At 68.8% G+C, this 17,878-nt stretch carries 19 protein-coding genes; 18 read left to right on the top strand and 1 reads right to left on the bottom strand.

Going from position 1 to position 17,878, the window contains the following annotated elements; all coding sequences use genetic code 11:
- Window positions 1-54 precede the first annotated feature (54 nt).
- The 4 genes from aroC to aroQ all read left to right on the top strand — a co-directional run bounded on the left by aroC (window position 55) and on the right by aroQ (window position 3,411).
- The gene (gene aroC / locus BM394_RS21365; protein WP_092981415.1) at window positions 55-1,263 is read left to right on the top strand and encodes a chorismate synthase; all 1,209 of its coding nucleotides are present in this window, start codon (window positions 55-57) and stop codon (window positions 1,261-1,263) included.
- Window positions 1,260-1,793: a shikimate kinase gene (locus tag BM394_RS21360; protein WP_092981411.1), complete on the top strand. Its 534-nt coding sequence runs from the start codon at window positions 1,260-1,262 to the stop codon at window positions 1,791-1,793. Before aroC ends, BM394_RS21360 begins: the two co-directional genes overlap by 4 nt.
- Before the next feature lie 80 nt (window positions 1,794-1,873).
- Window positions 1,874-2,983, top strand: coding sequence for a 3-dehydroquinate synthase (aroB, locus tag BM394_RS21355; RefSeq protein ID WP_092981408.1), 1,110 nt, complete (start codon window positions 1,874-1,876; stop codon window positions 2,981-2,983).
- On the top strand, window positions 2,980-3,411 hold the full coding sequence (gene aroQ, locus BM394_RS21350; RefSeq protein ID WP_092981406.1) for a type II 3-dehydroquinate dehydratase: 432 nt from the start codon (window positions 2,980-2,982) through the stop codon (window positions 3,409-3,411). Before aroB ends, aroQ begins: the two co-directional genes overlap by 4 nt.
- A 55-nt stretch (window positions 3,412-3,466) precedes the next feature.
- On the opposite strand, the gene BM394_RS21345 is transcribed toward aroQ, so the two are convergent.
- Entirely contained in the window at window positions 3,467-4,336 is an 870-nt protein-coding gene (locus tag BM394_RS21345) for an alpha/beta fold hydrolase (RefSeq protein ID WP_092981404.1), read from the bottom strand.
- An 80-nt stretch (window positions 4,337-4,416) separates the two neighbouring features.
- Between BM394_RS21345 and BM394_RS21340 the strand changes: the two genes are divergently transcribed.
- The 14 genes from BM394_RS21340 (at window position 4,417) to efp (ending at window position 17,804) form a co-directional block, all read left to right on the top strand.
- Complete coding sequence (locus BM394_RS21340; RefSeq protein WP_092981402.1) at window positions 4,417-5,043, top strand: TetR/AcrR family transcriptional regulator; 627 nt, start codon at window positions 4,417-4,419, stop codon at window positions 5,041-5,043.
- Window positions 5,044-5,313: 270 nt separating this feature from the next.
- Window positions 5,314-6,783, top strand: coding sequence for an extracellular solute-binding protein (locus tag BM394_RS21335; RefSeq protein WP_092981400.1), 1,470 nt, complete (start codon window positions 5,314-5,316; stop codon window positions 6,781-6,783).
- Window positions 6,780-7,706, top strand: coding sequence for a carbohydrate ABC transporter permease (locus BM394_RS21330; RefSeq protein ID WP_092981552.1), 927 nt, complete (start codon window positions 6,780-6,782; stop codon window positions 7,704-7,706). The genes BM394_RS21335 and BM394_RS21330 overlap by 4 nt, the downstream gene beginning before the upstream one ends.
- The gene (locus tag BM394_RS21325; protein ID WP_092981398.1) at window positions 7,703-8,647 is read left to right on the top strand and encodes a carbohydrate ABC transporter permease; all 945 of its coding nucleotides are present in this window, start codon (window positions 7,703-7,705) and stop codon (window positions 8,645-8,647) included. The genes BM394_RS21330 and BM394_RS21325 overlap by 4 nt, the downstream gene beginning before the upstream one ends.
- The gene (locus BM394_RS21320) at window positions 8,644-9,678 is read left to right on the top strand and encodes an NAD(P)-dependent alcohol dehydrogenase (protein ID WP_245780365.1); all 1,035 of its coding nucleotides are present in this window, start codon (window positions 8,644-8,646) and stop codon (window positions 9,676-9,678) included. Before BM394_RS21325 ends, BM394_RS21320 begins: the two co-directional genes overlap by 4 nt.
- A gap of 286 nt (window positions 9,679-9,964) precedes the next feature.
- Entirely contained in the window at window positions 9,965-10,789 is an 825-nt protein-coding gene (locus tag BM394_RS21315) for a DeoR/GlpR family DNA-binding transcription regulator (protein ID WP_092981396.1), read from the top strand.
- Between the two features lie 16 nt (window positions 10,790-10,805).
- A complete protein-coding gene (locus tag BM394_RS21310) occupies window positions 10,806-11,831 on the top strand; it encodes a zinc-dependent alcohol dehydrogenase family protein (RefSeq protein ID WP_092981394.1) in 1,026 nt (341 codons plus the stop codon).
- Window positions 11,828-13,261, top strand: a complete 1,434-nt coding sequence (xylB, locus tag BM394_RS21305; RefSeq protein ID WP_092981392.1) for a xylulokinase — start codon at window positions 11,828-11,830, stop codon at window positions 13,259-13,261. Before BM394_RS21310 ends, xylB begins: the two co-directional genes overlap by 4 nt.
- A gap of 75 nt (window positions 13,262-13,336) precedes the next feature.
- A complete protein-coding gene (locus tag BM394_RS21300; protein WP_092981390.1) occupies window positions 13,337-14,431 on the top strand; it encodes an ABC transporter ATP-binding protein in 1,095 nt (364 codons plus the stop codon).
- 205 nt (window positions 14,432-14,636) lie between these two features.
- Window positions 14,637-15,326: a formylglycine-generating enzyme family protein gene (locus tag BM394_RS21295; RefSeq protein ID WP_092981545.1), complete on the top strand. Its 690-nt coding sequence runs from the start codon at window positions 14,637-14,639 to the stop codon at window positions 15,324-15,326.
- Window positions 15,323-15,634, top strand: coding sequence for a Scr1 family TA system antitoxin-like transcriptional regulator (locus tag BM394_RS21290; RefSeq protein WP_092981388.1), 312 nt, complete (start codon window positions 15,323-15,325; stop codon window positions 15,632-15,634). The genes BM394_RS21295 and BM394_RS21290 overlap by 4 nt, the downstream gene beginning before the upstream one ends.
- A complete protein-coding gene (locus BM394_RS21285; protein ID WP_092981386.1) occupies window positions 15,631-15,843 on the top strand; it encodes a DUF397 domain-containing protein in 213 nt (70 codons plus the stop codon). The genes BM394_RS21290 and BM394_RS21285 overlap by 4 nt, the downstream gene beginning before the upstream one ends.
- Before the next feature lie 198 nt (window positions 15,844-16,041).
- Entirely contained in the window at window positions 16,042-17,151 is a 1,110-nt protein-coding gene (locus BM394_RS21280) for a M24 family metallopeptidase (protein ID WP_092981384.1), read from the top strand.
- A gap of 92 nt (window positions 17,152-17,243) precedes the next feature.
- Window positions 17,244-17,804 carry an elongation factor P gene (efp, locus tag BM394_RS21275; protein ID WP_092981382.1) on the top strand — a complete coding sequence of 187 codons (561 nt, stop codon included), beginning with the start codon at window positions 17,244-17,246 and terminating at the stop codon, window positions 17,802-17,804.
- Window positions 17,805-17,878 lie beyond the last annotated feature (74 nt).

Here is a 17,878-nt window from a genome sequence, read left to right as displayed (position 1 = left end):
TACTTTTCACCCCGTGCTGTCCGTAACGCGGCACGCCGTGGCAGGATCGCGGGCGTGCTGCGCTGGATGACCGCCGGGGAATCACACGGTCCCGCATTGGTGGGGATTTTGGAAGGAATGGTGGCCGGCGTCGAGGTCACCACCGAGGACATCAACGCCCAGCTCGAGCGTCGCAAGCTCGGGTTCGGACGTAGCCCTCGGATGAATTTCGAGTCCGACGAGCTGGAAGTGATCGGTGGCATCCGACACGGCCTCACCCAGGGGAGCCCGGTGGCCGTGCGGATCGGCAACACCGAGTGGCCCAAGTGGCAGCAGGTGATGGCCGCTGATCCGGTCGATCCCGAGGTGCTCGCCTCGTTGGCCCGCAACGAACCACTGACCCGGCCACGGCCGGGTCACGCCGATCTTCCCGGGATGCAGAAGTACGACTTCGACGAGTCCCGGCCCGTGCTGGAGCGCGCCAGTGCCAGGGAAACGGCCGCCCGAGTGGCCGTGGGAACCGTGGCGCGGCACTTCCTGCACCAGCTGCTGGGAGTGGAGCTGGTCAGCCACGTCGTCTCGCTGGGGGACGTGGACGCAGCGCACGAGACGCTGCCCACGGCCGCCGACCTGCCCACCATCGACGAGAACCCGGTACGGGCCTTCGGCGATCATGCCACCGAACGGATGATGGCCGAGGTCGAGGCCGCCAAGTCCGAGGGTGACACGCTGGGCGGCGTGGTCGAGGTGGTCGCCTACGGGTTACCGCCCGGGGTGGGTTCGCACGTCCACTGGGACCGCAAGCTCGACTCCAAACTGGCGCGGGCGCTGATGAGCATCCAGGCCGTCAAGGGCGTGGAGATCGGTGAGGCCTTCGCCAACGCGCGCCGCAGGGGCAGCGCAGCCCACGACGAGCTCTACCCCGCCCACGGGCCGAACTGGGTGCACCGTGCCAGTAACCGGGCAGGTGGGCTGGAAGGCGGTATCACCAACGGGGAGCCGTTGATCGTGCGGGCCGCCAAGAAACCGATCTCCAGCCTGCCCCGCGCGCTGTCGACCGTCGACGTGCGCACCGGTGAGCAGGCGCAGGCCATGCACCAGCGTTCCGACATCACGGCCGTGCCCCGCGCGGCGGTGGTGGCCGAGACCATGGTGGCGTTGGTACTGGCCGAAGCGGTGCTCGAGAAGTTCGGCGGTGACTCCATCGGTGAGACCCGGCGAAACGTGCGGGGCTACCTCACGGCACTGCACGAGCGCGCCGAATCCCGGGGGGAGAACTCATGAGTCCGCGACTGGTGATCGTCGGACCACCCGGGGCGGGCAAGACCGAGGTGGGGAAGTCGCTCGCCGAACGCCTCGGGGTGCCGTTCCGGGACACCGATGAGGACGTCGAGGAACTGGCGGGCAGGACCATACCGGAGATCTTCACCCATGACGGGGAACGCGCGTTCCGGGAGCTGGAGACACGTGCCCTGACCGCCGCGCTGGCCGAGCACTCGGGCGTGCTCGCGCTGGGTGGGGGAGCCGTGACGACCGACCGGAATCGGTCGCTGTTGGCGGGGCACCCGGTGCTGTTCCTGTCGGTTGGCCTGGCCGAGGGGGTTCGTCGGACCGGCCTGTCCGCTCCCCGGCCGTTGCTGACCGGTGTGAATCCCAGGGCGACGTTCCAGGCGTTGTTGCGGGAGCGACTGCCGCTCTACCGTGAGGTCGCCGTCTGGGAGGTCGACACCGACGAGTCGTCCCCGGCCGAGATCGTCGACGACCTGCTGCTCCGCATCGGCGGCACCGACACCGGTAGTGCCATCGTGGAGTGATCCGCACGTACCCCTGCCCGTGGGGAAAGGGCGGCACACGGGACAATGCGGGACGAGCCCGTTGAGAGCGAGAGGACACGATGAGCGAGCCCGAGCGAATCCCCGTCAATGCCGAGAAGCCCTACGATGTGCTGGTCGGACGCGGACTTCTCGGTGAGCTCGTCGAGTTCCTCGGCGACGCCTCGGTTGTCGCGCTGCTGCACCAACCCACGCTCACCACGACGGTGGAGACCATTCGGGAGGAGCTGAGCGAGGCCGGGGTGGACGCCCACCGGGTGGAACTTCCCGACGCCGAGGACGGCAAGACCTTCGCCGTGGCCGGCTTCTGCTGGGACGTGTTCGGCAAGATCGGCATGGACCGCGGCGGTGTCGTCGTTTCCATCGGTGGTGGCGCGGTCACGGATCTGGCGGGCTTCGTCGCGGCCACCTGGATGCGGGGTGTCCGGGTGGTGCACGTGCCGACCACGCTGTTGGGCATGGTCGACGCCGCGGTGGGTGGTAAGGCCGGGATCAACACCGATGCGGGCAAGAACCTCGTCGGGGTATTCCACGAGCCGTCCCGGGTGTTCGCGGACCTGGCCACACTGGATGAACTGAACCGCAACGAGCTGATCGCGGGGATGGCCGAGGTCGTCAAGTGCGGTTTCATCGACGATCCCGAGATCCTGCGGCTCATCGAGACCGACACCGACGCCGCGCTGGACCCGGCGGGCGACGCGCTGGCCGAGCTGGTCGTGCGTGCGGTGCGGGTCAAGGCCGCTGTCGTCGGTGCCGACCTGCGCGAGTCCCACCACCGCGAGATCCTCAACTACGGGCACACCCTCGGTCACGCCATCGAGCGCCGGGAGCGGTACCGCTGGCGCCACGGTGCGGCCGTGAGCATCGGGCTGGTCTTCGCCGCCGAGCTGGCGCGACTGGCGGGCCGTCTCGACGACGAGACCGCCGATCGGCACCGTGCCGTGCTGGACCGGCTGGGGCTGCCGGTCTCCTACGACGCGGATGCCCTCAACGACCTGCTCGAACTGATGCGCACCGACAAGAAGACCCGCACTGGAGTGCTGCGCTTCGTGGTGCTGGACGGTTTGGCCAAGCCGGGCAGGCTGGAAGGGCCGGACCCGTCGTTGCTGGCGGCGGCCTACTCCGCGCTCGCCGAGGGCGGCGCCAAGTCGGGGCAAGAGGTTCTGCTTTGAACGTGCTGGTGCTCAACGGCCCCAATCTGGGACGACTCGGTACCCGTGAGCCGGACAAGTACGGTCACGACACCTATGCCGACCTCGTCGAGCTGTGCCGGAGTACGGCCGCCGAGCTCGGCATCGAGGCGGAGGTGCGCCAGACCGACCACGAGGGCGAGATGGTCGGGTGGCTGCACGAGGCCGCCGATTCGCGGCGTCCCGTCGTGCTCAACGCCGCCGCCTGGACGCACTACTCGATCGCCGTGCGGGACGCCTGCGCCCAGCTGCGCGCGCCGTTACTGGAAGTGCACCTGTCCAATGTGCACAATCGTGAGTCGTTCCGGGGACACAGCTACATCTCCGACATAGCGACCGGTGTGCTGGTGGGGCTCGGGGTGCGCGGTTACGCGCTCGCGCTGCGCTGGTTGGCCGACACCACGACCTGAACGGAAGCTCGACCGGTGTGACCACCGGGCACGTCGAACGTGGGCACACCCGGGGCTACGGCCGGCTCGAGTCCTGTTCCTCCTCGGCGGTCGCGGCGGTGTTCGAGGGGCTGTCGAAGGGCGAGGTGAGCTGGGCCAGCAGCTGTGCCGGTGCGTCTTCCTGCAGCACGTGGCCCGCGCCTTCGACCCAGTGCAGCTCGGAGTGCGGGATCCGCTCGTGCAGCCACCGCGCGTAGTGCGGCGGGAGGATGCGGTCCTCGGTGCCCCAGATCAGGCGCGTCGGGATGGTGATCTCGCCGAGCAAGTGCTCGTAGGCCGCCGTGTGCTCCTGCTTGATCTGGCTGTACTGGCGGTAGAAGGCGGCCTGTCCGGTTTCGCCGCGCCAGGGGTCCAGGAACGCGTCGAGGACCGCGGGCGGGTAGCCGAGGTTCGTGGCGTGGCGCATGTGACCGGCGACCACCTCCCGGTGGGCGTAGCCCGGAAGCCGATGGAACACCTCGGCGTGTTCCAGGATGAGCTGGAACAGTCCGCGTTCCCACTTGCCACCGCTCACGGCGTCGAACAGTGTGAGATCTCGGAAGTTCGCCCCTTCCAGCAGCATGCTGCGCAACGTGACCGCGCCACCGATGTCGTGCGCCACGACACTGGGGCTCGACAGTTCCCAATGCTCGAGGAGCCGGGCCAGGTTCCGGGCGTGCGCGGCCAGGCTGAGGTCCTGTCCCTCGCGTTGCTCGGACCGGCCGAAGCCGAGCAGGTCGAATGCGTAGACCCGCCGCGTTCGGGCTAGTGCGGGCGCGAGGTCGCGCCAGAGGAAGGACGAGTACGGGGTGCCGTGCACGAGCACGAGTGGCTCCCCGCTTCCCAGTGCCGTCCACCGGATCATTCCGCCCGGTGTTTCGAACTCGTTGTCCAGTGACCAGGTCATCGCTGTATCTCCTACACTGATCTGTGAAGTTGCCGGTACGACTATAGGTACACAGGTCTGTGAAGTCAATTGGGGTGACGATGAGCACTGGCACGCACTCGGAACAATCGTTGACGCCCGGCGCGCGGCGGATCCTCGACGTCGCCTCGGAGCTGTTCTACTGGCGCGGCATCAACGCCGTCGGGGTGGACACCATCGCCGCCGAATCCGGCGTGACCAAGCGGACCCTCTACGACCGGTTCGGTTCGAAGGACAACCTCGTCGCCGCCTATCTGGAGGCCCGGGACCGGCGTTGGCGCGACACGGTCACCGCTCGCCTCCGCGACGCGCCGCCCGACCCGGTGGCCCGCGTGCTGGTGCCGTTCGACGCTCTCCCGGAATGGCTCGCGCCGAGTACTCGAGGCTGCGGCTTCAGCAACGCCTTCGCCGAGCTGCCCGACGCCGATCATCCCGGCAGGCGAATCGCCGTCGCGGAGAAGACGTGGTTACGCGCCCTGTTTCGCGACCTGCTCACCGAGGCGGGCGCGGCTGACGGGAACGACGTCGAGGCGCTCGCCACGCAGCTGCTGAGCCTGCACGAAGGTGCCGTCATCAGCTACGCCGTCGCGAATGACGACTCGGCCGTGGCTGCCGCTCGTGCGGCCGCGAAGGTGCTCGTGACCGGCGCGCTACCCGGCCCGCTGGCCGATCAACCCTCCTCCCGCTAGCCGAACCCGCACTTTACGTACAGCAGGGAACCCGTGTCCGCATCCGCCGTCGAAGCGGCAGGCGGCCCATGATCCGGACCCCGGCTCCTCGATCAACCCGGCCTTTCGCCGCCGCTCGGGACGGCCGCGGGAGTGCGGGTCTCTTTCCGGTGATCAAGAGCTGCTGGGAGAACTGTCTGCCAATAGATACCGCAGAAAGTGTTAACAAGATGGGTTCTCTCTGCTAAGAATGACTCCAGTCACACGGACGGGTGAGTAGCGGGAGAGCCCATGGTCGATCCGAAACCAGCGGCCGTCAGCAGAAGACGTCTGCTGACGGGAACACTCGCCGGAGGGGCCGCCATAGCCGGTGGCGGTGTGCTGAGTGGTTGTTCCACTCGACAGGACGTGCGACGCCGCGACACGGCCGATCCCTGGCGGCAGTTCGCCGGATGCACCCTGAACTTCGTCTCGGAGAACACGGCACCCACCAGCGCCATCGCCGCCGACGCGCAGCGCTTCACCGAGCTGACCGGTATCCACATCAACATCGTGACCCTGGAACTGTCCGCCCTCGTGCAGAAGGTGGCGCTGGACCTGGCTTCCGGCCAGTCGCAGTACCAGGTGCTCTACGCCGACTCCTACCAGGTGCTCGCGCCCTACGCCGAGGGGCTGGTCGATCTGCGGGAACCCGCGGGAGATCCGTCACTGCCCGGAGACACCTCGCGGTTCGACGAGTTCGTTCCGCTGCAGATGGACGTTTCCGGGCGCTTCGGCGACGGGGAACGAGTCCTGGCGCTGCCCTACGACTGCGCCACGATGATCTGGCAGTACCGAAAGGATCTGTTCGAGACCTACCACGACCGCATGGCAGCCGATCTGGGATTCGATCCCACCCCCGGACCGCAACGGACCTGGGAGGAGTACTTCCGCATAGCCGAGTGGTTCAACGACAACGTCGACGAGGTCGCCTACGGCACCGGACACCAGGCCAAACAGCACGACTCGCTGATGTGCGACTTCTCCAACGTGCTGTTCGCCCACGGCGGGCAGTACTTTCCCGACGGGGAACGGGTCGGGCGCTACGGCGCCGTCGACCCCGGGCCCTGCCAACTGGACTCCGATGCCGCACTGGAGGCCGCGGAGTTCTACCGGCGCCTGCTCTCGGTCGCCGACCCGGCCTCACGGACCTGGGACTGGACCGGTGTGGGCGCCGCCTTCGCGGCGGGCAGGGTGGCGATGTGTCCGAACTGGCACGAGTTCGCCGCCGACAACGAACGAGCGCTGCCCGGCAAGGTGGGCTACGCGGCCCTGCCGAGCGGTCCGGTCAAGTCCGCCAACATGTACGGCGGCGCGGGTATCGCCGTCAACGGCAACACCGCCCCCAACGAACGCAAGGCCGCCTGGTTGTTCCTGAACTGGGCGACCTCCCGGCGGACCCAGCTGCGCAACCTCACCGGCGAGGTCGGTGGGGCCACCCCCACCCTGAGTTCCATCTACCAGCTGCCGGAAGTACGCGCTGCCCAGCAGCGGCCCACCGACATGCCCACCATGCTCACGGCTCCGGCGGTGCGGCGGGCGTGGCAACCGGAGTACTCGGGCATGCGGCCGAAGATCCCGATGTGGAGCGAGTGCGACACCGCCATCTACACCGAGCTGTCCCGGATGCTGGCCGGTGACGCCACCTCGGCCCAAGCCATGCGCGACACGACCGAGCAGGTGGACCGCATCGTCTCCAGAGGGTGGGTGGCAGCGCGATGACCACCGACACCGAATCACCCACCACGGCGGCCCGCCCGGCGGAGCCCGCGCCGCCACGGCGCCGCATCGGATTCACCGGGCGCATGATGGCACCCGGGATCGCGCTGCTCGCCGCGCTGACGGTGCTGCCGTTCGTCACCATCGTCGTGATGAGCTTCTCCGAGGTTCATCTGCTCGGCGGGCTGAGCCTGGACTTCGCCGGGCTGAGCAACTGGGCGCGGTTCTTCACCGACCCCGAGATGGGCTGGTTCTGGCTGCGAACCGCGCTGTACTTCGTGCTGACCCTGGGACTGGAGATGGTGCTCGGCGTGCTGCTCGCGCTGTGCGTGTGGCGCCTGATCCGTGGCCGGAACCTGGTGCTGAGCATGTTGCTGCTGCCCATGTTCGTCGCCCCGGTGCTCGTCGGTCTGCTCGGCAGGTTCCTCGTCGATCCGACGATCGGTCTCTACAGCTGGCTGCTGGAACAGCTCGGTTACGGCGGGGACGTGCTCGGCGGAACCTTCTCCGCGTTCGCGGCCGTGGTGGCCATGGACGTCTGGGAGTGGACACCGCTGATCGCGTTGATCACGCTCGCGGGGCTCACCTCGGTGCCGCTTCCGCTGCGGGAGGCGGCGGCGCTCGACGGGGCCGGACGGTGGCAGACGCTGCGCCACATCGTGCTGCCCTCGATCTCCAACGTGTTGCTGGTGGCCCTGCTGATCAGGGCGATGGACGCGATCCGCTACTTCGACATCATCTGGGTCACCACCAACGGTGGACCCGCCAACGCCACGAAGATAGTTCCGGTCCGGCTGTACGAGACGGCCTTCCGGTTCTTCGACTTCGGCTACGCCGCCGTCATCGGGCTCGCCATGCTGCTGGCCTCCATCGTGATCGCCCGAACGTTCGTACGCATGTTGGACAGGAAGGGGCTCGCCCGATGAGCAGCGTGGTCGACACCGCGGACTCCCGCGCCGCATCGGCCCCCGGCGGGGGAACGGACGACAACCGTGGCGGACCCGCGGGCACCCGCGGTTCACGACTGAGTCCGCTGGAACGAACCGGTACCGGAACCAGGATCGTGATCGGCATCGCCCTGGCCCTGGCACTGCTGTGGACCCTCGTCCCGCTGGTCTGGATGGTGCTGTCCTCGCTCAAGCCGAGCGAGGCCATCAACTCCGCCGAACCGCGCTGGCTGTTCGACCCGACCCTGCGGCACTACACCGGGCTGTTCACCGGCGGCAACGAACTGGCGCCCTACCTGTGGCACAGCGTCGCCGCCGCCGGGGGCTCCGCGGTGCTCTCGGTGATCCTGGGAGCGCTGGCCGGTTACGGGCTCGCGCGCAGCGGGATGCGGGGCAAGAAGCACCTGTCGTTCTGGATCATCTCGACCAGGATGGCGCCCATCGCCGCGGTGGTGCTTCCGCTGTTCCTGATGTTCCGCCAGGTCGGGCTGATCGACACCGTCCCGGGGCTGATACTGGCCTACCTGACCTTCAACCTGCCCTTCGCCATCTGGCTGCTGAGCGCCTTCTTCGCCGATGTCCCGCGAGCACTGGAGGAGTCGGCCAGAGTGGAGGGATGCACCAACTGGCAGGCTTTCCGGCACGTGGTGTTGCCGCTGACCAAGTCCGGGCTGGTGACCACCTTCGTGCTCTGCCTGGTGTTCGCCTGGAACGACTACGCGTTCGCCCTCGTGTTCAGCGGCCCGCACTCACAGACGTTACCGATAGCCGCCAGCCAGCTGGTCACGCAGTCCGGTATCGACTGGGGACAGCTGTGCGCCATCGGCACGTTCGTCGTGGTGCCGATGATGCTGGCGGGACTGGCAGTTCGCCGGTGGTTGGTCACCGGCCTGACACTGGGAGCAGTGACCGGAGAATGAACGAACTTCCGACATCGATGCGCGCTTCCGTGCTGCGCGCGGTCGGCGACATCGCCGTCGAGGACCGCCCCGTGCCGGAACCCGGCCCGCACGAGGTGCTGGTACGGGTGGCCGCGGTGGGGACGTGCGGTTCCGACACCCACTACTACGAACACGGCCGGGTCGGTGGGTTCGTGGTCCGCGAGCCCCTGATCCTCGGGCACGAGGCGTCCGGCACGGTCGTCGCCCGCGGCTCCGAGGTGACCGGGCACGCTCCCGGAACCCGGGTGTCGCTGGAACCGGGCATTCCCTGCGGCAGTTGCCACGAGTGCAGATCGGGGCGCTACAACCTGTGCCCCGAGGTGCGGTTCTTCGCAACCCCGCCCGTCGACGGTGCGTTCTGCGAGTACGTCACGCTGCACGAGCAGTTCGCCTACCCGGTACCGGAGGACATGTCCGACGAGGCCGCCGCACTCGTCGAACCGCTCTCGGTGGCGGTGTGGGCGTGCCGCAAGGCAGGGGTCTCGCCCGGCAGTCGGGTGCTGGTGACCGGAGCGGGGCCGATCGGGCTGCTCGCCGCGCAGACCGCACGGGCTTTCGGCGCCACCGAGATCGTGACCACCGACGTGTCCGAGCGCAGGCTGCGGATGGCCGCCGAACTGGCCTCGGCCGAGACGATCGACGTCCGTGCGAGCGGGCTGGCCGACAGTGGCTACGAGCCGGACGTGCTGCTGGAGTGCTCCGGCAATCCCAAGGCCGGTGCCGAGGCGGTCGGCACGCTCGCCCGCGCGGGGCGCGGCGTGTTCGTCGGACTCGGCGGTGACGAACTGCCGATCCCGCTGGCGCACGTGCAGACCCGGGAGATCGAGCTGACCGGCACCTTCCGCTACGCCAACACCTGGCCCACCGCCATAGCACTCGCCGCTTCCGGTGCGGTCGAACTCGACAGGCTGGTCACCCACCGGTTCGGGCTGGACCGGGTTCCGGAGGCGCTCACCGCCTCGGCACGCGACGAGACGGCGGTCAAATCGGTCGTGCGCCCCCAGGAATGATGATTCCGGACATGTCTCGCGTACCCGCACGGTCGTTTCCCGACGAGACGAACCCGGGATTCGACCGGGCCGCTCTCGCCTGCTGCGGTCAAGCGGCGCAGCCGACTTACGCAGCCGGCACCGCTGCGGGTTCTCCCGTGCGGCTCTCGCGAGGAAGGCCCGACGTTGTGTAGGTCGCTACCCGATGTCGGGCCTCCCGCAGTGGGAGCCGTGCGAGAGGTTCCGCCACGGAACCAAATACGCAAACCGCCTCGACACAGTCCTACCAAGTAGTGAGGGAGGGGAGATGGCAGCGGCCCGCCCGTCCGAGGCAGCGGTCGAGCAGCGCAGACAGGAGGTCCTGCGGTTCGTCGCCGACCGCGGCAGGGCACGCATAGACGAGCTGGCCGAGCGCTTCGGTGTCAGTCTCATGACGATGCACCGCGATCTCGACGATCTGGCCGCACGACACCTGCTGCACAAATTGCGGGGCCGGGTGGAGTCCTTCCCGTCACTGACGATGGAGACGGCGACCAGGTTCCGCGTCGGGCTGCACGTCGCGGAGAAGGAGGCCCTGGCGGCGGTGGCCGTCGACGAGGTACGCCCGAACACCACCGTCATCCTGGACGACTCCAGCACACTGTTCCCCTGCGCCCGCAGGCTTACCGCGGTCGAGAGCCTCACGGTGGTGACCAACTCGTTCGGAGTGGCGCGGACCCTGTCGGGAGCCGAACGCGAAGTGCTGTTGCTGGGAGGACGGTTCCGGGGCGAGTTCGACTCCTGCACCGGACCGGACGTGTTGCGCGGGCTCTCCCGGCTGCGTGCCGACCTGGCCGTCATGTCGGCGACCGCGATCACCGACGGGCGGCTGTTCCACCCGATGCAGGACTTCGCCGAGATCAAGGAAGCCATGTGCGCGGCGGCCGAACGCTGTGTGCTGCTCGTCGACCACTCGAAGTTCGGCAAGACGGCCACTTACTCCCACGGCACCGTCGCGGCATTCGACCTGGTGGTCACCGATGAGGCCACCCCGGAAGAAGAAATAGCGGCCATCCGGGAATTCGGTACGGAAGTGCGGGTCACGCCCGCCGATCCGGCCGCGGAGTTCCCCGGCGACACCGTCCGAGATTGAGAAACGAGGCACTCCAGTGCGCGCAGCGGTTATCGAAACACCCGGAAAACTGTCGGTCACCACGGTGCCCGATCCCGAGCCCGGCCCCGGTGAGGTCGTCGTCGAGGTCGATGCCTGCGGTATCTGCGGCACCGACATCCACATCGTCGACGGTGACTTCGCGCCGGCTCCTTACCCGATCGTGCCCGGTCACGAGTTCGCCGGCAGGGTGGCCGACCTCGGGCACGGGGTGACGTCGCTGCGGGTCGGCGACGCGGTGGCGGTGGACCCCTCGCTGTTCTGCGGCAGCTGCCACTACTGCTCGCTGGGGCACGGCAACCTGTGCGAGGACTGGAACGCCATCGGCAACACCCGCGACGGTGCCTGCGCCGAGTACGCGGTGGCTCCCGTCGCGAACTGCCACCGGTTGCCGGAAGGCGTGACCGCCGCCCAGGCCGCGCTCATCGAGCCGCTCTCCTGTGCCGTGCGCGGTTTCGACCGGTTGCCCCGCAAGCTCGGTGAGCACTACCTGATCTACGGCGCGGGAACGATGGGTCTGCTGATGGCCCAGCTCGCCCGCAGGGGCGGCGCCACCTCGGTCTCGGTCGTCGACCTCAACGAGGAGCGCCTCAAGGTGGCCGAACAGCTCGGTGCCGACGCCACGGCGACCACGGCCGACTCGTTGAGCCCCCGTCACGGCTGGGAGGTCGTGATCGACTGCACCGGCGTCATCGCCGCGATCGAGGACGGGCTGAGCAGGGTTCGTCCCGGCGGCACCTTCCAGCAGTTCGGAGTCGCCCCGGGCGAGGCCACCGCCTCGTTCTCCCCCTTCCGGGTCTACAACGACGAGATCACCATCGTGGGAAGCATGGCCGTGCTGCACAGCTACTCGCGCGCCGTGGAGCTCATGGGCAGCGGCGCGGTCGACGCGGACACCATGATCAGCGACGCCTTCCCGCTGGACTCCTACGAGGACGCGGTCCGCAAGTTCCGCGCCGGGACCGGTCGCAAACTCCAGATCCTTCCGAACTCGACCCATCAGTCGCAGGGTGGCAGTCGATGAACAACGACGATTACGAACCCACGTTCGATTCCGGCGAGCTGGTCGCCGGAATCGACTCCTCCACCCAGTCCACCAAGGTAGTGGTCTGCGACGCGGCGAGTGGCAAGATCCTGCGTACCGGCACCGCCGAGCACCACGGCGGGACCGAGATCGACCCGGCGGTCTGGTGGGACGCCCTGTGCGACGCCACCGACGGCCTGCTGGACGGAGTGACGGCCCTCGGCGTCGGTGCCCAGCAGCACGGCATGGTCGCGCTCGACTCCGCCGGGGAGGTGGTGCGTCCCGCGCTGCTCTGGAACGACACCCGTTCGGCGGAGGCGGCCGAGCAGCTCATCACCGAGTGCGGGGGTGCCGCCGCTACGGCCGAGCTGACCGGAACCGTGCCCGTGGCGAGCCTGACGATCACCAAACTCCGCTGGATGGCCGAGCACGAGCCGCGGCTGGCCGATCGGGTCAGCGACGTGCTGCTGCCGCACGACTGGCTCACGGCCAAGCTCACCGGAGGGGAGTACGTCACCGATCGCGGTGACGCCTCCGGCACCGGCTACTGGTCCCCGCGCGAGGAACGCTACCGCCACGACCTGCTCGCACGTGCCTTCGGCGGTCGTTCGCCGAACACCCCGCGCGTGCTCGCCCCGGGGGAGGCGGCCGGGACCACACCGTCCGGCAGGCTCGTCTCGGCGGGCACCGGCGACAACATGGCCGCTGCGCTCGGCCTCGGCATCACCCCCGGTGACGTGGTGGTCTCGCTGGGAACCAGCGGCACCGTGTTCGCCTGCTCGGAAACGGCCACCAGCGATCCGGAGGGCACGGTCGCCGGGTTCGCCGACGCCACCGGCAGATTCCTGCCGCTGGTGTGCACGCTCAACGCGGCCCGGGTCCTGACCGCCACAGCGGACCTGCTCGACACCGACAGCGCGGGGTTCGACCGGCTCGCCTGCGCGGCCGAGCCCGGCGCGGGCGGGCTGACGCTGCTGCCCTATCTGGACGGTGAACGCACCCCGAACCTGCCGGACGCCACCGGGACGCTGCACGGGCTCCGCAGGGACAACATGACCCCCGAGAACCTGGCCCGCGCAGCGGTGGAAGGGATGCTGTGCGGCCTGGCCGACGGGCTGGACGCGCTGCGGGAACAGCGCGTTCCGGTGCGCCGCGTGCTGCTCATCGGCGGTGCCGCCCGTTCCGAGGCCGTGCGCCGCGCGGCGCCGCGCGTGTTCGACGTGCCGGTCACCGTTCCGGCCCCCGCCGAGTACGTCGCCATCGGCGCGGCGCGGCAGGCCGCCTGGACGCTGGCGGGCACCGACCGACCGCCGGAATGGGCGGTCGACACCGAAGTGGAGCTGCCGGTTCCCGAGGCGTCGGACAGCGCACGAATCAGACGGACACATCGTTCGGCGCTGCACCGGATGCACCCGGACGTCCACGGTTGAAATTCACCGCCCGGGGCCGCGGGTGGTGGAACCTCCGAGCACCGGGCGGACTCTCCCCGCAGAGGAGTGTGCGAGATGGCCACGATCACCTACGACGACGCGACCCGTCACTACCCCGGAGCGGACACCCCGGCGGTCAACGCTCTCGACCTCGACATCGCCGACGGCGAGTTCCTGGTGCTGGTCGGCCCGTCCGGCTGCGGCAAGTCGACCAGCCTGCGCATGCTGGCCGGGTTGGAGGACGTCGATCGGGGCGGCATCCACATTGGCTCACGTGAGGTCACCCGACTGGCACCCCGGGACCGCGACATCGCGATGGTCTTCCAGAACTACGCGCTCTACCCCCACATGTCGGTGGCCGAGAACATGGGCTTCGCGTTGAAGATCGCGGGGATGAGCAAACCCGAGATCAGGGAGCGGGTAACCGATGCCGCCCGGCTGCTCGACATCGAGGAGTTCCTCGACCGCAAACCCAAGGCGCTGTCCGGCGGCCAGCGGCAGCGCGTCGCGATGGGACGCGCCATCGTGCGCCAGCCGCAGGTATTCCTCATGGACGAGCCACTGTCCAATCTCGACGCCAAGCTTCGCTCCGCCACACGTGCCCAGATAGCGGCGTTGCAGCGCAGACTGGGAGTCACCACCGTCTACGTCACCCACGACCAGGTGGAGGCGATGACGATGGGCGATCGGGTGGCGGTGCTGCACGAGGGAGTGCTGCAGCAGTGCGACACCCCGCGTGCGCTCTACGACCACCCGGTTAACTCGTTCGTGGCCGGGTTCACCGGATCTCCCGCCATGAACCTGCCCCGGGCGATGCTGCGCGAGGACGGCGCCGAACTCGGCGGTGCCACGGTGCCGTTGTCGCGGGAGGCGCTGCGTGCCGCCGCCGAGGAGGGAGCCGGGACGGTGCTGCTCGGGATGCGCCCCGAAGCGCTGCACCTGGGCGGCGAGGGAATCCCGATGACAGTGGAGCTGGTGGAGGAGCTCGGCGCCGAGGCGCTGTGCCACGGCGTGGTCGACGGCGGCGAGGGCGCCGGGGATTCGGAACGGCTCATCGTGCGGCTGGACGCGCGCACTCCGCCGAAGGTGGGGGAGCGGGTCACCGTGGGGTTCCGCGCCGACGAGGTGCACGTCTTCTCCGCCGACAGCGGGGAGCGGTTGGCCGGTTAGGAGCCTCGCCCGAAGCGATTCGCGTGGGTGACCGCGTGGTGGAAAACGGTTTGCCGTCCCGGTACCGGGAGCCGGTAGTCTCCAGCAGTCGCCCACGCCACATCGGATTTCACCAATCGCCGTGCTCGTTCCCACCGGGGCGGGATCGGCAGTCGCCGGGCGGGGTGACACCTTCGAACGAACGTACTCCTCGAAACGAGCGCCCGTGACTGTCGGTACCGAAATCGAGCTGATCGACCTGCCTCCGGGACGGGCGGTGCTCACGGATCGCCGGACGCGGCGAAGCTGGTCGGTCGATCTGGCTCCTTATAGCCTCGCCGCGACCCCGATCACGCAGGCCCGCTACGCCGAAGTCACCGGACTGCGGCCCAGCTCGGCACGTGGTGACCAGCTCCCCGTGGAAAGCGTCTCGTGGTGGGACGCCGTCCGCTGCTGCAACGCGCTGTCCCGGCTGCGGGGGATCGAGCCCGCCTACCGCCTGCACGAGCAGGACGACACCGTCGAATGGGACACCACGGCCGACGGCTACCGGCTGCCGACCGAAGCGGAATGGGAACATGCCTGCCGCGCGGGTACCACCGGGCCGCGGTACGGACCGCTCGACGAGATCGCCTGGTACCGCGACAACTCCGACGAACACGTGCACGAGGTGGGCAGCAAACAGCCGAACCCGTGGGGCGTGCACGACACGCTCGGCAACGTCTGGGAGTGGTGCTGGGACTTCTACGATCCCGAGGTGTACGGCACCTACCGGGTGCTGCGCGGCGGCGGCTGGTTCGACGAGCACTGGAGCTGCCGCGCCTCGGTGCGCCGCCGCACCCATCCCACCAATCAGCTCGACGACATCGGTTTCCGCGTAGCTCGCGGGGCCGTGCCGGAACGCGAGAACGGTTGAGAGCTTCACGGATCTTCCCGTCCGTTCAGCGCACCCGGCAGCCACGGATCGAATTGCAGATCCTGCCTTTGGACGCGGGTGCACACGTTGCCCAGCAAGGCAGCTTCCAGATTCTCCGTTTTCCCACCGAGTTCGTCGGTGATCCCGGTGTGGTCTACCTCGAACTCCTCGTCGAAGGACGGTATTACGAGGATCCCGACGAGATCACGCTGTACGAGCGGGCCATGAATGACCTCCGGGTGCGCGCCGCACCTCCCGAAGAGTCACGGACAATCGTCTACCGGACCTTGAAGGAGGTAGTTCCTTGACCGAGTACCCACTCGACTTCCCCCCGGACGCCGAGTTCCACAAGAGTAGCTACAGCACTGACCAGCAGGCTTGCGTCGAGGTGGCCGTGGCCGCCGACGGTGGTCGCTGGCTGCGTGACACCAAGGACCGCAGCGGGCCCGCGCACTACTACACGCCGGTCGAGTGGCAGGCGTTCGTCGCCGGTGTGAAGGACGGCGAGTTCGGCTGACCAGCCGGCCGCTTGGTCCTCGAACGCGGAAACGTCCTCCCGCTCCCTCGCCGGAGCCGGGAGGATTTTTCGTCACCGGCTCCGCGACCCACCCGCCGTCGACACGCGGCAGCGCACACGCGGAGTGGTGGACTCGCGGCACAGCCCGCACCCCACATGCCCGGGCGGCGGTTCCCGGTCGGGAACTAAGCTGCCCGCATGCCCGAATCGCACGTACATCGCCGTGAATCCCTTCGGGGCCACCTGCGCGACCGCGAGGTGGACGCGATGCTGGTGAGCGACCTGCTCAACATCAGGTACCTCACCGGCTTCACCGGCTCCAACGCGGCCCTGCTGGTGCACGCGGCCGACACCGCGGCCGACGAGACCCGCACGGTGTTCTGCACCGACGGTCGCTACGAGACGCAGGCCGCCGCGCAGGTCCCCGAGCTGGAGCACCTCATCGACCGGGCCAGCGTCGCCGAGCTGGCCCGGCGCGCCGAGTCGCGGAGCGCGACCTACCGGCGGGTGGGCTTCGAGAGCCAGCACGTCACGGTGGACGGGCTGGACGAGCTGAGCCGCACCGCCCCCGGGGTGGAGCTGGTCCGCGCCCCCGGCCTGGTGGAAACGCTGCGCCTGATCAAGGACGAGAGCGAGATCGAGGCACTGCGCATGGCGTGCGCGGCGGCCGATCGCGCGTTGGCCGGGCTGATCGAGCACGGTGGGCTGCGTCCGGGCCGTACCGAGCTCGCCGTGGCGCGCGAGCTGGAGAGCCGGATGCTCGATCACGGTGCGGCAGGCCCCTCCTTCGAGACGATCGTGGCGACAGGGGCGAACTCGGCCGTGCCGCACCACCGCCCGACCGATGCCGAACTCGCCCCGGGTGACTTCGTCAAGATGGACTTCGGCGCGCTCGTGGACGGCTACCACTCCGACATGACCCGCACGGTCGTGCTGGGCCGACCCGCCGACTGGCAGCGCGAGATCTACGAGCTCGTCGCGACGGCGCAGGCGGCCGGGCGGGATGCCATCCGCCTCGGAACCGAGGTGGCCGATGCCGACACGGCTGCCCGTGACGTCATCACCGAGGCCGGCTACGGGGAGCGGTTCTCGCACGGTCTGGGGCACGGTGTGGGACTGGAGATCCACGAGGCACCGGCGTTGTCCCAACGCGGAGCGGGTACCATCGAGGCCGGAATGGCGGTCACCGCCGAGCCCGGTGTGTATCTGCCTGGGCGGGGCGGCGTCCGCATCGAGGACACGCTGGTCGCGCGTGCGGACACGCCGGAGTTGCTCACCTTGACGACGAAGGAGTTCGTCATTCTCTAGGTGTGACAACGTGCGCTCGATCCCGCTTCTCGGTCGCGCGCCAGCTCGAATCGGCGAACATCTGTAGCCTTAGCACAGGAGAGACTCCGACCGTGGCCACCACGAACGACCTGAAAAACGGAATCGTGCTCAACATCGACGGGCAGCTGTGGACCGTCACGAGTTTCCAGCACGTGAAGCCGGGCAAGGGGGGTGCCTTCGTGCGCACCACCCTCAAGAATGTGCTCTCCGGCAAGGTCGTGGACAAGACCTTCAACGCCGGGATCAAAGTCGAGACCGCCAACGTCGACCGCAGTGAGATGACCTATCTCTACAACGACGGCGTCGACTACGTGTTCATGGACCCCGACACCTACGACCAGGTCAGCGTCTCGCCCGAGACCGTGGGCGACTCGGCCGGTTACATGCTGGAGAACAGCACCGTCACCCTGGCCCGCCACGAGGGCGAGCCGCTCTACGTCGAGCTGCCCGCCTCGGTGGAGCTGACCATCGCCCACACCGACCCCGGTGTGCAGGGGGACCGTTCCACCGGTGGCAACAAGCCCGCCGAACTCGAGACCGGCGCGACCGTGCAGGTCCCGTTGTTCATCGAGTCGGGCGAGAAGATCAGGGTGGATCCGCGCGACGGGCGTTATCTGGGACGCGTCAAGTGACCGGCTCACGGTCGGCCGGTATGCTGGTCCGGTTGGGCTGTCCAGGACCGCGCGCTGCCGAAAAGAGGGTGTGA

The sequence above is a fragment of the Actinopolyspora lacussalsi subsp. righensis genome (genome assembly GCF_900116555.1).
Lineage (GTDB): Bacteria > Actinomycetota > Actinomycetes > Mycobacteriales > Pseudonocardiaceae > Actinopolyspora > Actinopolyspora lacussalsi.
The sequence above is the reverse complement of the archived record's forward strand: the minus strand, read 5'-3'. Positions and strand labels throughout refer to the sequence as shown.

Coding starts and splice junctions, on each gene's coding strand:
- BM394_RS21360 (WP_092981411.1), top strand. CDS start 1,260: ATGAGTCCGCGACTGGTGATCGTCGGACCACCCGGGGCGGGCAAGACC.
- aroB (WP_092981408.1), top strand. CDS start 1,874: ATGAGCGAGCCCGAGCGAATCCCCGTCAATGCCGAGAAGCCCTACGAT.
- BM394_RS21345 (WP_092981404.1), bottom strand. CDS start 4,336: ATGACCTGGTCACTGGACAACGAGTTCGAAACACCGGGCGGAATGATC.
- BM394_RS21340 (WP_092981402.1), top strand. CDS start 4,417: ATGAGCACTGGCACGCACTCGGAACAATCGTTGACGCCCGGCGCGCGG.
- BM394_RS21335 (WP_092981400.1), top strand. CDS start 5,314: ATGGTCGATCCGAAACCAGCGGCCGTCAGCAGAAGACGTCTGCTGACG.
- BM394_RS21330 (WP_092981552.1), top strand. CDS start 6,780: ATGACCACCGACACCGAATCACCCACCACGGCGGCCCGCCCGGCGGAG.
- BM394_RS21325 (WP_092981398.1), top strand. CDS start 7,703: ATGAGCAGCGTGGTCGACACCGCGGACTCCCGCGCCGCATCGGCCCCC.
- BM394_RS21320 (WP_245780365.1), top strand. CDS start 8,644: ATGAACGAACTTCCGACATCGATGCGCGCTTCCGTGCTGCGCGCGGTC.
- BM394_RS21315 (WP_092981396.1), top strand. CDS start 9,965: ATGGCAGCGGCCCGCCCGTCCGAGGCAGCGGTCGAGCAGCGCAGACAG.
- xylB (WP_092981392.1), top strand. CDS start 11,828: ATGAACAACGACGATTACGAACCCACGTTCGATTCCGGCGAGCTGGTC.
- BM394_RS21300 (WP_092981390.1), top strand. CDS start 13,337: ATGGCCACGATCACCTACGACGACGCGACCCGTCACTACCCCGGAGCG.
- BM394_RS21280 (WP_092981384.1), top strand. CDS start 16,042: ATGCCCGAATCGCACGTACATCGCCGTGAATCCCTTCGGGGCCACCTG.